Here is a 14,546-nt window from a genome sequence, read left to right as displayed (position 1 = left end):
CCTCGCAGGGAGGGGGCCCCAGGGGGCAACGGTATAATGCGCCGCGTGGCGCGCCCCCGGCGCTGCCATGGTTGCCCCAGATGGCGGCCCCTGTTTCCGGCTCATGGCCAATGTGCCCGCCAACGCCGTTCCGGCGCCGATCCGTATTTCATCCATGAGCATCGATCGTCTGTCCATCGGTGTCGCGGCGACTGCCGCGGCACTGTCCCCTGTGCTGATGCTGACCCTGCAGGGCGGCACCGGCTACTGCTTCTTCGTCGTGCTGGCCTTCAGCCTGCTGTGGCTGAGCCAGGCCGAGAATCGCCGCCAGAGCCGCGAACTGCTGCTGCGCTACAAGTGGTACGTCGTCGCGATGACGGCCTATCCGCTGGCGATCGGCCTGCAGGCGCTGCTGACCGGAGAGGTGCCGTCACGCGCCTTCGATTCGCCGTCGCGGCTGCTGCTGTCCGTGCCGATCTTCCTGTTGCTGGCCGCGGTGCCGGCCGAGCGGCTGCGGCCGTTTCAATGGGGCTGCGTGATCGGCGCGCTGGGCGCGTGCTTCTGGTCCGTGCTGATCCTGTTCTCCCCCGCCGAGTGGGTGATGTCCGGCCGCGCCGGCAATCCGTTCACCAATCCGATTCCGTTCGGCGACACCGCGCTGGTGCTTGGCTTCATGGGCGCGATTCCGCTGGCCGAACGCGGCCGCCCGCGCTGGGAGCAGGTCTTCCGCCTGCTCGGCCTGGCCGCCGGCTGCTACGCCTCCTATGCGTCGGAGAGCCGCGGCGGCTGGATCGCCATTCCGGTGATGCTGTGGGTCCTGCTGTGCCGCTTCGACCTGGCGCGCATGCGCCCGCGCCGGCTGATGCTGGTGTTCGCCGCGTCGCTGACGCTGGGGGCGATGGCGGCCCTGAACACGCCGGTGGTGCAGAGCCGCATCGCCGCCGCGACGTCGGACTTCGAGCGGCTGGCGCACGGCGATGCCGATACCTCGATCGGCCTGCGGCTGCAGCTGTGGCAGGCGGCCTGGACGCTGTTCGAGCGCGAGCCGGCGCTGGGCGTCGGCAAGGGCACGCTGAAGGAGAGCCTGCAGGTGCTGGCCGAGCGCGGCGAGGCCTCGCCGGCGATCATCCATCCGCACGCGCACAACGAGCTGTTCTCGACGCTGGCGGAGATGGGGCTGCTGGGCCTGGCGGTGCTGCTGCTGCTGTACTACGGCTCGACGGTCTATTTCTGGCGCCATCGCCATTCGCCCGATCCCGACATCGCCACCGCGGCCGCGATGGGCCTGGTGCTGACGCTGGGCACGGTGGTGTTCGGGCTGACCATCGACGTCTTCACGCTGGTGATGAACACCGCCTTCTTCGGACTGACCTCGGCGACGCTGCTTGGCATCATCGCCAATCGCACGCGGCAGCTGGAACTCGCATCCGCGGCAGCAGCGCGGTCGCGCTGATCGGACGTAACGGGAAGGTCGGGTCCCGGCGATCCGCAGCAGCGCATCCAGATGCACGTCCGCGCTGAGCGGACGTAACGGAGAAGGTCAGGCCCCGGCGAGCCGCAGCAGCGCATCCAGATGCGCGGCCGGTTCGGGGTTGTAGCGCAGATGCCGGCGCGGCTCGGCGATCCGCGCGCCGCCATCCTTCGACCAGGCCACAGCTTCGCGCATCGCGGCGGCAATCGCCGCCACGTCGCTGCGCGGGAAGCGCCGCGCCACCGCATCGTCCATCACCTCGAGGCAGGCGATATTGTCCGCCAGCAGCACCGGCGTGCCGCACAGCACCGATTCGATGCCGACCAGCCCGAACGGCTCGTAGCTGGACGCCAGCACGGTGAAATCGGCGGCGGCATAGAGCTCGGCCATGTTGGCGCAATAGCCCAGTTCGCGCACGCCCGGCAGGGTCCTGCCGACCGGCCGGCCGGCGACGGCCAGCGTCGCGTCGAGGCCGCTGTCGGCCAGCGCGCGGGCCAGCACGTCGAGCCCCTTGCGGGAATGATCCGAGGACGGAAACAGGAAGACCGGCGTGTCGCCGAAACCGAAGCGCCGGCGCAATGCCGCGCGCGCGGCATCGTCGACCGGCTGGAAGCGCGCGGTATCGACCGGCGGATAGAGCAGGGCGAGCCGGTCGGCCGGCAGGCCATACAGCTCGGCCAGTTCGTCGGCCATCAACTGCGAATGCGCGACCACGTGGCGCGCGGCCGCGTAGTGGCGCGACTCCAGTTCGATCTGGCGCCGGTCCCAGAAGGTCGGCGCGCGTCCGGATGCGCGCAGGTAGCCGCGATGGGTGCCGCCGCAGATCGCCAGGTCGGCGCCGACCACGCGGTTGCAGCCGATCAGCAGATCGCAATGGCGGTGCGCGTCGCGCATGCCCCAGGAGAACGCGGTGTCGCGCATCTTGCCGGGCAGCCAGCGCACGCGCACCAGATGCCGGTCGACCTGGCCGTACTCGGGGATGTCGCCGTCGAAGCGGCGCGCGAACACCGCTGGACGCTCGCCGCGCGCGATCAGGCCGCGCGCCAGGTCCAGCGCATAGCGTTCGAAGCCGCCGCCCTTGCCGAAGCGGTTGCAGGAGATGCCGATCTTCATGGACACGGATATCGGGACGGGAGGAAAGCCACGGTCATGGGTCGCCGCCGGCCGCTCATTGGCCGCCGGCCTGCTGCCGGCCCAGGTACCACAGCTTCAGGTATTTGTAGTAGCTCGCCTGCGCGTTCATCAGCGCGACGCCGAAGCCTTCGGCGCCGTCGAGAATGCTGCGGCGGAGCAGCCAGGTCCGCAGGAAGGCCCACAGGCCGTGGCCCGCGGCGGCCAGCGGCGACGAGCGCTTGCCGCGGCTGAAGGCCTGGCGCGCGCCGGCCGACGAATAGCTGTCGATCTTGCGCAGCACGTCGGAGTAGTCGCGATAGCTGTAGTGCGTCAGCGGTTCGCGCAGCCGGCCGAGCCGGCCCTGCACGATCAGGCTCTCGTGCACCAGCGCATCGCTGAAGCGGCCTTGGCCGCGGCGCACCAGCCGCGTCACGTAATCGGGATACCAGCCGCCATGGCGGATGAAGCGGCCGCAGAACTGCGACAGCCGCGGCATCTCGTAGCCGTCGGCGCTGTCGCTGGCGATCGCGGCGAGGATCTCGTCGCGCAGCGCGGGGCTGACGCGCTCGTCCGCATCGATGCTGAGGATCCAGTCGCCGGTGGCGGCGTCCACCGCGCGGTTCTTCTGCGGACCGAAGCCGGGCCAGTCCTCGGTCTGGATCACGCGCGCGCCCATGTCCCGGGCAATTGCCGGGGTGGCGTCCGCGCTCATGCAATCCACTATAATCGCCTCGTCACACCACTTCACGCTCTCCAGACAGGCTTGGATATTGTGGGCTTCGTTGCGGGTGATGATGACGACGGAGAGTTTCATTGACGTGGTCGTATGGCCTGCTGTATTGACGCGACCGAGCCGCGATCCGACCGCAATCGGCACGGTATCGCCCCGGTCGAGCGCCGCGCCATTGTACCCCGGCCCCTGCCGGCCTCTGCGCCGGGCCGACCCCGCCGGCGCCCGCTTCCGGTCTCCGGCCCGGGCTCACCGGCGCCTCTGATTATTCCGAAGGAGTGTTCTTGTCCCGCCCATCGACGCCAGGTGTGCAAACCATGCCCGCCCGACTCTGGTCCTACCTGCGCCCGGAGTTGCGCATCTTCATCGCCGCCATCGTCGCGATGGCCGTCGTGGCCGCCAGCGAAGGGGTGATCCCCAAGGTCGTCAACGATCTGCTGGACAAGGGCTTCGGCGGCGACTACGCCGGCAAGCTGTGGCATGTGCCGGCGATCCTGACCGGCGTCGCGCTGATCCGCGGCCTGGCGCAGTTCGCCTCCGGCTACCTGCTGAGCCTGATCTCCAACCGCGTGCTGCTGAAGATGCGGCTGCAGATGTTCGAGCGCATGCTGCATGTGCCGGCGATGTTCTTCCATCGCAATACCGCGGCGTCGCTGATCAATGCGGTGATCTTCGAGGTCAACCAGGTGCTGCAGATCCTGACCAGCGTGTTCATCACGCTGGTGCGCGATTCGCTGACGGTGGTCGCGCTGTTGATCTACCTGTTCTACACGAACTGGCGGCTGACGCTGATCGTCGCGGTGATCCTGCCGGTGATCGGCTACCTGATGTCGAAGATCAACCGGCGCCTGCGCAAGCTCAACCGCGAGCACCAGACGCTGACCAACAGCGCCGCCTATGTCGTCGAGGAAGCGGCGGGCGGCTTCAAGGTGGTCAAGCTGCACGGCGGCGAGACCTACGAGCTGGCGCGCTTTCGCGCGATGGCCGAGCGGCTGAAGAACTATTCGATGCGGATGGCGGTCGCGGGCGGGCTGAACCAGCCGGTCACCGCGTTCCTGGCCGCGCTGGCGCTGTCGGTGATCATCACCATCGCGATGGTGCAGGCGCAGGGCAACCAGACCACCATCGGCGGCTTCACCGGCTTCGTGATGGCGATGCTGCTGCTGATCTCGCCGCTGAAGCACCTGACCGACATCAACCAGCCGCTGACGCGCGGCATGACCGCCGCCGAAATGATCTTCCGGCTGATCGACGAGCCGGTGGAGCCGCAGCAGGGCGGGCTGCCGCTGGACCGCGCGCGCGGCGAGCTGGTGTTCGAGCGCGTCGGCTTCCGCTATGGCGACGCCGGGCGCCCGGCGCTGCAGGACGTGTCGCTGCAGGTCAGCCCGGGCGAGGTGCTGGCGCTGGTCGGCCCGTCCGGCAGCGGCAAGACCACGCTGGTCAACCTGGTGCCGCGCTTCTTCGACCCGACCGAAGGGCGCATCCTGCTCGACGGCCAGCCGCTCGATGCGCTGGCGTTGAAGGACCTGCGCCGCCAGATCGCCTTCGTCAGCCAGGACGTGGTGCTGTTCAACGACACCGTCGCCGCCAACGTGGCCTACGGCGTGCACTCGGCCGACCAGATCGACATGGCGCGGGTCGAACGCGCGCTCGAGGCCGCCTACCTGACCGACGTGGTCAAGGGGCTGCCCGAGGGTTTGCAGACCAATATCGGCGACAACGGCATGAAGCTGTCGGGCGGACAGCGCCAGCGCCTGGCGATCGCGCGCGCGCTGTACAAGGACGCGCCGATCCTGATCCTGGACGAGGCCACCTCGGCGCTGGATTCGGAGTCCGAGCGCCAGGTCCAGGCCGCGCTGGAATCGCTGATGGTCGGCCGTACCACGCTGGTGATCGCGCACCGCCTGTCGACCATCGAGAACGCCGACCGCATCGCGGTGCTGGATCAGGGACGCATCGCCGAGCACGGCACCCACGCCGAGCTGCTGGCCGCGAACGGGCTGTACGCCGGGCTGCACCGGATCCAGTTCGCGACGCAGTAAGCCTGCCGCGGGGGCGCTGTGCCGCGGTGCGATTCGGTGCGGTGCGCCACCGGCCGGCCTCGCTTGGCGTGCCGCCGTGGCTGGCCGATACTGTGGCATGCCTCGCGCGCCGCGCGACGGCCATGCCGGCGGACGGATGGACCGGAATCAACCGAGGAGACCACGATGAGCGAATCGCAGCAAGGCCGTGCCGCGCAGGGCGCGGCAGCCGGCAAGTCCGGCGGCAGTGTCGACAGCAAGCCGATCAGCCGCTATCCGGTGCCGACGCTGGAGCAGGTTCCGGACGATATCCGCGAGCGCATCCTGGCGGTGCAGGAGAAGGCAGGCTTCGTTCCCAACGTCTTTCTCGCGCTGGCGCACCGGCCGGCCGAGTTCCGCGCCTTCTTCGCCTATCACGACGCGCTGATGGACAAGGAGGGCGGACTGAGCAAGGGCGAGCGCGAGATGATCGTGGTCGCCACCTCCGGCGTCAATCAGTGCCTGTATTGCGTGGTCGCGCACGGCGCGATCCTGCGCATCTACGAGAAGAAGCCGCTGCTGGCCGACCAGGTCGCGGTCAACTACCGCAAGGCCGACCTGCCGCCGCGCCAGCGCGCGATGCTCGATTTCGCGATGAAGGTCTGCCAGGCCTCGCACGAGATCGACGAATCCGATTTCGAGGCGCTGCGCCCGCACGGCTTCTCCGACGAGGACGCGTGGGACATCGCCGCCATCACGGCCTTCTTCGGCCTGTCCAACCGGATGGCCAACACCATCGGCATGCGTCCCAACGACGAGTTCTTCCTGATGGGACGTGTGCCGAAGGCCAAGCCGTAATCCGGTGCCGGGACCGGCCGTCTCGCCCGCGGACGGCGGATGCCGTCCGCTCCCGACCTGCAAGGAGATTGCATGCCAAGGATCGTCGACCGATCGCGTCTCACCTCGCTTCTTTCCGCGCTTCGTTACCCGCTGCTGCCTCGCCTGACCCGCACGGGCCGGCTGGCTGGCGCCGCTGCCGGCGCGGCCATGCTGACCGCCTGCGCCAGCGAACCGCCGCCCGGCCCGCCGCCGCCGCCGATGGGAGGCGCCGCCACGCCGCAGGGCTGCGCCGCCGACAAGCTGGCCGACGACGCGCTGGTCGGCAAGCCCGAGGCCGAGGCGATCGCGCTGCTGGATGGCTGCGCCTGGCGCATCGGCCAGCGCGACGCGCAGCAGTTCCCCGGCACCATGGACTATCGTCCGGACCGGCGCACGCTCGGCATCGCGGGCGGCCTGGTGGTCTGGGTCAAGCGCGGCTGAAATGCCGGGCGCGGGTGTGCCGGCGCGCCGGCCGGCGCCGCAGTCGTATGGCGCGTGGCGCGCCGCGCGCCGTCCGGTGTCGTCCGGTGTCATCCGGTGGGTGGCTTGTGACCGATGGCCTGGGACTTGCGGCGAGCAGCGTGTAGCGTGCGGCGCGTTGTGTGGCCGGCCTACTTGACCTGCGCGCACATGCCGCTGGCCGGGTCGAACATCACTGGCCACGCTTCCTCGTAGATTCCCGGCGTGCAGCGCTTCTGGCAATTTGCATGGGCCAGCGTGACGCGCCGCGGGTCCTGCCACACCATCAGCTTGCAGCCGCTGTCGTCGCGCGCCACCAGTTCGATATGCGGGGCCTTCTGGACCTGCCTGAATTCGCTCAGATCGAAGGCGCAGGAGCCGCGTCGCCGGGGCACCCACAGCTTCCAGTTCAACGCCTGCACCTCGTTCGCGGCGACGCGCACGCGCGCCTCTTCCCGAAAGCCATCGTCCTCGGTGCGGCTGCAATAGCCGGCGAGCTCGATCACGCGCGAGGGAATCGGTGGAGGAGGGGCGGGCGTGACCTGCCGTTCGGGCGCGGCCGGCGGCAACGAGGGCGCGCGTTTGGCCAGTTCCTGCACGGGCGTGCAGCCCGGCAAGGCCAGCAGTCCCGCGAGCAGTGCCGCCGGTAGTGCCAGCGGTAGCCTCGCTGCCGCTCGCGCCGGTAGTCCTGCCGCCAGTCCCGCCGCCAGTCCCGCCGCTAATCGCACCGGTATTCCTGCCCGTATTCCTGCCGGTAGTCCGGCAAGCAGCGGGCCTGCCCATGGCGCGATCCGCCGCGCCGACGGCCCTTGGGCCATTGCGTCATTCCAGCGTGTCATCGTCCGCTCCCGCCGCCGCGCCAGGCGCGCGCCATCCTCCTAATCGTTATAGAAGATTGGTGCGGGGATGGCATGCGGTCTGACCCTGAGGGCGCGTTCCGGGCGGAACGCGGGCGGGCCGCGCCGACATCGACGCCGACATCGGCGCCTGCATCGCGCCGACATCGAGGCCTACATCAGGATGATGTCGTACTGCTCCTGATGGAAGGTCGATTCGACCTGCAGCGAAATCGGCTTGCCGATGAAGTCGCCGAGCATTGCCATATGCTGGCTTTCCTCCTCGAGGAAGAGGTCGATCACTTCCTGCGAGGCCAGGATGCGGAACTCGCGCGGATTGAACTGGCGCGACTCGCGCATGATCTCGCGCAGGATTTCGTAGCACACCGTGCGCGGCGTCTTGACCTGGCCCTTGCCCTGGCAGACGGGGCACTGCTCGCACAGCACGTGCGCCAGCGATTCGCGCGTGCGCTTGCGCGTCATCTCGACCAGGCCCAGCTGCGAGAAGCCGTTGACGGTGATGCGGGTGCGGTCGCGCGACAGCGCGCGCTTCAGTTCCGACAGCACCGCGTCGCGGTGCTCGGCGTTCTCCATGTCGATGAAGTCGATGATGATGATGCCGCCGAGATTGCGCAGGCGCAGCTGGCGCGCGATCGTGTGCGCCGCCTCCAGGTTGGTCTTGAAGATCGTGTCGTCGAAATTGCGCGCGCCGACATAGCCGCCGGTGTTGACGTCGATCGTCGTCATCGCCTCGGTCTGGTCGATCATCAGATACCCGCCCGACTTCAGGTCGACGCGCCGCGACAGCGCACGCTCGATTTCCGCGTCGATATTGAACAGGTCGAAGATCGGCCGCTCGCCGGTGTAGTGCGACAGCCGCGGCAGTACCGCCGGCGTGTATTCCTGCGCGAACTCGACCAGCTTCTGGTAGTTCTCGCGCGAATCGACCTGGATCACGCCGGTGGCGTCATTGACGAAATCGCGCAGCACGCGCTGTGCCAGGCTCAGGTCCTGGTACAGCAGGCTCGGCGCCGGCAGCGTGGTCGCATTGAGCCGGATCGCGCCCCAGATCTTGCGCAGGTAGGCGATGTCGTTGCCCAGCTCCTCGTCGGTCGCCTCCTCGGCGATGGTCCGGACGATGAAGCCGCCGCGCTCCTCCTCCGGCACCAGCCCCTGCACGCGCGCGCGCAGCACCTCGCGATCGACTTCGCCCTCGATCCGCTGCGAGATGCCGATATGGGGGTCCTGCGGCAGATAGACCAGCGTGCGGCCGGCGATGCTGACCTGGGTCGACAGCCGCGCGCCCTTGGTGCCGATCGGGTCCTTGATCACCTGCACCATCAGCGCCTGGCCCTCGAACAGCGTCTTCTCGATCGCCAGCTGCGTGCTGCCGTTGCGGTCCGGCTCGCGCCGGTGCCAGATATCGGCGACGTGCAAGAAGGCGGCCCGCTCGAGCCCGATGTCGATGAAGGCCGATTGCATGCCGGGCAGCACGCGCACCACCTTGCCCAGATAGATATTGCCGACCAGTCCGCGCGTCAGCGTGCGCTCGACATGAAGCTCCTGCACCGCGGCCTGCTGCACGATGGCCACGCGTGTTTCCTGCGGGGTGATATTGACGAGGATGTCTTCGGTCATGTTTTGTGCGATCCGTCGCCGGCTGGCTGGCTCCGTCGACGGTTGTCCGTCGCGGCGGAGCAGGTTGGTCCCCTGGATGCCGGGCGGCGCGGTCGGCGGGGGACCGGCGCCATGTTCGGCTTGCCCGGCGTTGTGGCGTCGTGGCGTTCCGGCGCCGCGCCTCAGAAGCGCAGGCCGGCCTGTCGCAACAGCGCTGCCGTCTCGAACAGGGGCAGGCCCATGATACCCGAATAGCTCCCCGCGATCCGCTGCACGAACTCGGCGGCGCGGCCCTGGATGCCATATGCGCCGGCCTTGCCGAGCGGTTCGCCGCTGGCCACGTAGCGCGCGATCTCGTCCTCGCGCATCGCGCGGAAGCTGACCTCGGAGATCGACAGCGCATGGTGCGCGCCGAGCGTCGAGGCCACGGTCACCGCGGTCAGCACGCGGTGCGTGGTGCCGGACAGCGCAGCCAGCATCGCCGCGGCGTCGTCGGCATGCTCGGGCTTGCCGAGGATGCGGCCGTCCAGGCAGACCGTGGTGTCGGAGGTCAGGATCGGCGCATCGAGCAGCGCGCGGCGCTCGCGGCGGCGCAGCGCGGCCTCGGCCTTCAGCGCGCAGACGCGCTGCACGTAGTCGTCCGGCGTCTCGCCGGGCAGCACCGCTTCGAGCGCCTCGGCGTCTTCGTCGTCGTCGGGCAGCAGCAGCTGGTAGGACACGCCGAGCTGGGTCAGCAGTTCGCGGCGGCGGGGGCTTTGGGAGGCGAGGTAGAGGACGTCGTGGAGCACGGTGGCACGGGCGCGGCGGGCGCGCTCAGGGACAAGGGTGGGACGACGGTTCAGACCGGGCGAGCAGGGATCAGACCCGATGGTAAGGGTGGTTCTGCGTGACGGTCCAGGCGCGGTACAGCTGCTCGGCCAGCAGCACGCGCACCATGCCGTGCGGCAGCGTCAGGCTCGAGAGCCGCAGCAGCGTCTGCGCGCGCGCCTTCAGCGCGGGGTCGAGCCCGTCGGCGCCGCCGATCAGGAAGGCGACGTCGCCGCCCTCGCGCTGCCAGCCGGTCAGCTGCTCGGCCAGCTGCATCGTGGTCAGGTCGCGGCCGCGTTCGTCCAGCGCGACGATGCGGCACTGGCGCGGCAGCGCGGCCTCGATGCGCGCGGCCTCGCGCTGCATCACGGTCGCGGCGTTATTGCTGGCGGTGCGCGCCTCGGGCTTGATCTCGCGCAGCACGATGCGCAGCTCCGGCGGCATGCGCTTGGCATACTCGGCGAAGCCCGCCTCGATCCAGGCCGGCATCCTGTGTCCGACCGCGACGATCAGCAACTGCACGGCGACGCGCTGCTGCGGGATGGGGCCCGGCTCAGGCCGAGCGCGTGGCGCGCTTGCGCGGTGCCGCGGGCTTGGCGGCGGCGCTGCGCGTGGCGGTGCTCTTGGCTGCGGCACGGGTGCCGGTGCCGGTTCCCGTCCTGGCCGCCGTCTTGGCAGCGGTCTTCGTAGCAGTCTTGGTGGCGGTCTTGGCCGCGGCCTTGCGGGCGGCGCCGGTACCGCTGCCGGTACCCGTGCGCGCCGGGGCCTTGCGCGCCGGCGCGGCGCCGCTGCTGCTGGTGGTGCGGGGGCGGGCGACCGGCTTGCGCTGCGTGGCGATCGCGTCCGGATCGGTGTCCTCGTGGCCCATCGGCGGCGACGGCTCCTTCATGCCTTCGGGCAGGCGGGCCAGCGCCGGGCGTTCGCCGGCGGCGCGGCGCGTGGCGCGGGCGCGCAGCGCCTTCTGGCCTGCGTCCTCGTCGTCCTCGTCGTCCATCGGCTCGCTGGCCTTGATCAGCCCCTTGCCGGTGCTGCCGAGCTTGATCCGCACCGGCTTGTCGCCCCAGATCTCTTCCAGGTTGTAGTACTGGCGCAGCTGCGGCTGCAGGATATGCACCACCGCGTCGCCGCAGTCGACCAGCACCCATTCGCCGGTCTCCATGCCTTCCACCGCGACGATGTGGCCGCCGGCTTCCTTGACGGTGTCGCGTACCGAGGCGGCCAGCGCCTTGGTCTGCCGGTTCGAGGTGCCGCTGGCGATCACCACGCGGTCGAACAGTTCGGTCAGGTGCGTGGTGTCGAACACCTTGATGTCCTGTGCCTTGACGTCCTCGAGGCCATCGACGATGGCGCGTTGCAGTTTGCGAATATCCATGGTGCCTTGGTGGTGCCCTTGTATTTTGTCAGCGAGGGATCGGTGGCCGTGGCCGCGTCCCGGGCCATTGCCAACGGCCGGCCCGGTTCCACGGTCCTGCTCAGTCCTGGCGATAGAGTCCGTGGGTGGCGATGTAGTGTGCCACGCCCGGGGGGAGTTGGTCATCCGCGCGCTGGCCGGCGGCGAGGCGCTGGCGCAGGGCGGTGGAGGAGAGGTCGACGGCGAGCGTCTGGTCGATCCACATCCGGCCGGAGGGCGTGGATTGTATCAGGTGCGCGTCGGCGCGGCGTTGGGCCAGCGCGTCGCGCACCGGGCCGTCGAGCCGGTCCAGCGCGAAGCCGGGCCGGGTCGCGACGCACAGATGGACGTAGTCGAGCAGATCCTCCCAGCCATGCCAGGTGTGCAGGCGCAGCAACTGGTCGGCGCCCATCAGCCAGGCCAGCGAGGCTTCCGGGCCGTATTGCTCGCGCAGCTGGCGCACCGTGTCGATGGTGTAGCTCGGGCCGGCACGATCGACCTCCATGCGGCTGGCGTGGACCCGCGCCGGCGCGTCGGCCAGCGCCGCGGCGGCCAGCTCGGTCATCGCCAGCCGGTCGGCGGCCGGCGTCACGTCGTTGCCTTTCTGCCACGACTGGCCGGTAGGGATCCACAGCAGCTCGTCCAGCTGCAGATGGTCGATGCACAGCCGCGCCAGCGCGAGGTGGCCGACATGGGGCGGATCGAAGGTGCCGCCGAGGATGCCGAGGCGCCAGGGGCGGCCGTGCCGGGCGGGATCCGGATCGTCGGCCTGGGCAGGCCGGTTCGGCGCGCTGGCGGCGGGGGCAGTGATGTTCATCGGTGAGGTTCAGACCCAGTCGCGCGCCGGCAGGAAATCCGTGTACAGCGCCGCTTCGGCGCTGCCCGGCTCGGGCTGCCAGTCGTAGCGCCAGGCGGCCTGCGGCGGCATCGACATCAGGATCGATTCGGTGCGGCCGCCAGATTGCAGGCCGAACAGCGTGCCGCGGTCGAACACCAGGTTGAATTCGACATAGCGGCCGCGGCGATAGGCCTGGAAGTCGCGCTCGCGCGGGCCGTAAGGGGTGTCCTTGCGCGCCTGCAGGATCGGCAGGTAGGCGTCGAGGAAGCCGTCGCCGACCGCGCGCATCATCGCGAAGCTGTCGTCGAAGCCGAGCGCGGAGAAGTCGTCGAAGAACACGCCGCCGACGCCGCGCGCCTCGCCGCGATGCTTCAGGAAGAAATACTCGTCGCACCAGCGCTTGAAGCGCGGATACAGCTCGGCGCCGAACGGATCGAGCGCGCGCTTGCAGGTGGCGTGGAAATGCCGGCAGTCGTCGGCATTGCCGTAGTAGGGCGTCAGGTCCATGCCGCCGCCGAACCACCAGACGGGCTCGGCGCCTTCCTTGACCGCCAGGAAGCAGCGCACGTTCATATGGACCGTGGGCACGTAGGGATTGCGCGGATGGAACACCAGCGAGACCCCCATCGCCTCGAAGCCGCGTCCGGCCAGTTCGGGCCGGTTGGCGCTGGCCGAGGGCGGCAGCGCGTCGCCGCGCACGTGCGAGAAGCCGACGCCGGCCCGCTCCATCACCGCGCCGCCTTCGAGGATGCGGGTGCGGCCGCTGCCGCGCAGGCGCTCGGTGGGCGGCTTTTCCCAGGCATCGGTGGCGAACGGCTGTCCGTCGATGGCGGCGACGGCATCCGTGATGCGGTCTTGCAGATCCAGCAGATAGGCGCGGACTGCCTGGGAATCGATCATGAGCATGGTCAGGATTGTAGCCGCTGCCCCGTCATGGTGCGGCGGGGCCGGCACGCGGGGGAGCGTCAGGACAGCCTCAGGGCATTTCTCCCCTCTCCCGCCTGCGGGAGAGGGGCGGGGGAGGGGGCAAGGGCATCGCTATCGCCGACGTGGTTTGAGACCACCCCCTGTCCCCGGCCCTCCCCCCGTGAAGGGGGAGAGGGAGAACAAGGCGGAGCCGGCCCAAGGGACAGGGACCTCAGCGCTTGATCGCGCGATACCCGATATCCGAGCGGTACTGCATGCCGTCGAAGTGGATCTGCTGGGCCGCCGCATAGGCCGCGCGCTGCGCCGCCTTGACGGTATCGGCCAGGCCCACCACGCACAGCACGCGGCCGCCATTGGTCAGCAGCTTGCCGTCGGCCAGCGTGGTGCCCGCGTGGAAGGTCACGCTGTCGTCGGTCTCGGCCGGAATGCCGGTGATCAGGTCGCCCTTGCGCGGTGCGTCCGGATAGCCGTGCGCGGCCATCACCACGCCCAGCGCGGTGCGGCGGTCCCAGTCGAGCTCGACCGCGTCGAGCCGGCCGTTGACCGCGTGCTCCATCACGTCGAACAGGTCCGTCTTCAGACGCGCCATGATCGGCTGGGTCTCGGGATCGCCCATGCGGCAGTTGAATTCCAGCGTCTTCGGATTGCCGTCGCGGTCGATCATCAGGCCGGCGTACAGGAAGCCGGTGTACGGAATGCCGTCCTTCTCCATGCCGCGCACGGTCGGCATGATGATCTCGCGCAGCACGCGCGCATGCAGCGCGGGCGTGACCACCGGCGCCGGCGAATAGGCGCCCATGCCGCCGGTATTGGGGCCGGCGTCGCCGTCGAGCAGGCGCTTGTGGTCCTGGCTGGTGGCCAGCGCCAGCACGTTGGCGCCGTCGACCATCACGATGAAGCTGGCTTCCTCGCCCTCCAGGAATTCCTCGATGACGACGCGCGCGCCGGCATCGCCGAGCTTGTTGTCCGCCAGCATCATGTCGACCGCGGCGTGCGCCTCTTCCAGCGTGGTGGCGACCACCACGCCCTTGCCCGCGGCCAGGCCGTCGGCCTTGATCACGATCGGCGCGCCCTGCGCGTCAATATAGGCGTGCGCCTGGCCGGCGTCGGCGAAGGTCTGGTAGGCGGCGGTCGGGATCTGGTGCCGGTGCATGAAGGCCTTGGCGAAGTCCTTCGACGACTCCAGCTGCGCGGCCGCCTTGCTCGGGCCGAAGATGCGCAGGCCCTGCGCGCGGAACACGTCGACGATGCCGGCCGCCAGCGGCGCCTCGGGACCGACCACGGTGAAATGCACGTTCTCCTGGCGGGCGAAGTCCGCCAGCGCCACCGGGTCGGTCACCGGGATGTTCTGCAGCCGCTTGTCCAGCGCCGTGCCACCGTTGCCCGGCGCCACGTAGACGACCTGCACCTTGGGCGACTGGGCCAGTTTCCAGGCCAGCGCGTGTTCACGTCCGCCCGAGCCGACAACCAATACTTTCATGATCCACTGCCAGAAGATAA

The 14,546-nt window shown here is 69.6% G+C and carries 14 protein-coding genes; 4 read left to right on the top strand and 10 right to left on the bottom strand.

The window, feature by feature from the left end; translation table 11 throughout:
• Positions 1–154: 154 nt before the first annotated feature.
• On the top strand, positions 155–1,432 hold the full coding sequence (locus K7G19_RS16810) for an O-antigen ligase (protein ID WP_226108252.1): 1,278 nt from the start codon (positions 155–157) through the stop codon (positions 1,430–1,432).
• Positions 1,433–1,519: 87 nt separating this feature from the next.
• Here K7G19_RS16810 and K7G19_RS16805 read toward each other — a convergent pair whose 3' ends face one another.
• Positions 1,520–2,563, bottom strand: coding sequence for a glycosyltransferase family 4 protein (locus K7G19_RS16805; RefSeq protein ID WP_226108251.1), 1,044 nt, complete (start codon positions 2,561–2,563; stop codon positions 1,520–1,522).
• A gap of 55 nt (positions 2,564–2,618) precedes the next feature.
• A complete protein-coding gene (locus tag K7G19_RS16800) occupies positions 2,619–3,377 on the bottom strand; it encodes a glycosyltransferase family 2 protein (protein ID WP_226108250.1) in 759 nt (252 codons plus the stop codon).
• 233 nt (positions 3,378–3,610) lie between these two features.
• Between K7G19_RS16800 and msbA the strand changes: the two genes are divergently transcribed.
• From msbA to K7G19_RS16785, 3 genes are all read left to right on the top strand, one after another.
• Positions 3,611–5,335, top strand: a complete 1,725-nt coding sequence (gene msbA, locus K7G19_RS16795; RefSeq protein ID WP_226108249.1) for a lipid A export permease/ATP-binding protein MsbA — start codon at positions 3,611–3,613, stop codon at positions 5,333–5,335.
• A 165-nt stretch (positions 5,336–5,500) separates the two neighbouring features.
• The gene (locus K7G19_RS16790) at positions 5,501–6,151 is read left to right on the top strand and encodes a peroxidase-related enzyme (protein WP_223819763.1); all 651 of its coding nucleotides are present in this window, start codon (positions 5,501–5,503) and stop codon (positions 6,149–6,151) included.
• Positions 6,152–6,340: 189 nt separating this feature from the next.
• The gene (locus K7G19_RS16785) at positions 6,341–6,613 is read left to right on the top strand and encodes a hypothetical protein (protein ID WP_223819805.1); all 273 of its coding nucleotides are present in this window, start codon (positions 6,341–6,343) and stop codon (positions 6,611–6,613) included.
• A gap of 170 nt (positions 6,614–6,783) precedes the next feature.
• On the opposite strand, the gene K7G19_RS16780 is transcribed toward K7G19_RS16785, so the two are convergent.
• The 8 genes from K7G19_RS16780 to purD all read right to left on the bottom strand — a co-directional run bounded on the left by K7G19_RS16780 (position 6,784) and on the right by purD (position 14,526).
• Positions 6,784–7,359: a hypothetical protein gene (locus K7G19_RS16780; protein ID WP_370639565.1), complete on the bottom strand. Its 576-nt coding sequence runs from the start codon at positions 7,357–7,359 to the stop codon at positions 6,784–6,786.
• Between the two features lie 282 nt (positions 7,360–7,641).
• Complete coding sequence (gene rng / locus K7G19_RS16775) at positions 7,642–9,105, bottom strand: ribonuclease G (RefSeq protein WP_226108247.1); 1,464 nt, start codon at positions 9,103–9,105, stop codon at positions 7,642–7,644.
• A gap of 161 nt (positions 9,106–9,266) precedes the next feature.
• Positions 9,267–9,872, bottom strand: a complete 606-nt coding sequence (locus tag K7G19_RS16770; protein WP_226108245.1) for a nucleoside triphosphate pyrophosphatase — start codon at positions 9,870–9,872, stop codon at positions 9,267–9,269.
• A 70-nt stretch (positions 9,873–9,942) separates the two neighbouring features.
• Positions 9,943–10,413 carry a 23S rRNA (pseudouridine(1915)-N(3))-methyltransferase RlmH gene (gene rlmH, locus K7G19_RS16765; RefSeq protein ID WP_149317924.1) on the bottom strand — a complete coding sequence of 157 codons (471 nt, stop codon included), beginning with the start codon at positions 10,411–10,413 and terminating at the stop codon, positions 9,943–9,945.
• A gap of 31 nt (positions 10,414–10,444) precedes the next feature.
• On the bottom strand, positions 10,445–11,263 hold the full coding sequence (rsfS, locus tag K7G19_RS16760) for a ribosome silencing factor (RefSeq protein WP_226108243.1): 819 nt from the start codon (positions 11,261–11,263) through the stop codon (positions 10,445–10,447).
• Positions 11,264–11,363: 100 nt separating this feature from the next.
• Entirely contained in the window at positions 11,364–12,098 is a 735-nt protein-coding gene (locus K7G19_RS16755) for a nicotinate-nucleotide adenylyltransferase (RefSeq protein ID WP_150084134.1), read from the bottom strand.
• Between the two features lie 9 nt (positions 12,099–12,107).
• Positions 12,108–13,019 carry an oxygen-dependent coproporphyrinogen oxidase gene (gene hemF, locus K7G19_RS16750; protein ID WP_149317926.1) on the bottom strand — a complete coding sequence of 304 codons (912 nt, stop codon included), beginning with the start codon at positions 13,017–13,019 and terminating at the stop codon, positions 12,108–12,110.
• 238 nt (positions 13,020–13,257) lie between these two features.
• The gene (purD, locus tag K7G19_RS16745) at positions 13,258–14,526 is read right to left on the bottom strand and encodes a phosphoribosylamine--glycine ligase (RefSeq protein WP_226108241.1); all 1,269 of its coding nucleotides are present in this window, start codon (positions 14,524–14,526) and stop codon (positions 13,258–13,260) included.
• Between the last annotated feature and the right edge of the window lie 20 nt (positions 14,527–14,546).

The organism is Cupriavidus sp. DB3 (assembly GCF_020418465.1).
GTDB lineage: Bacteria > Pseudomonadota > Gammaproteobacteria > Burkholderiales > Burkholderiaceae > Cupriavidus > Cupriavidus cauae.
This window is presented reverse-complemented; position numbering and strand designations above follow the sequence as displayed.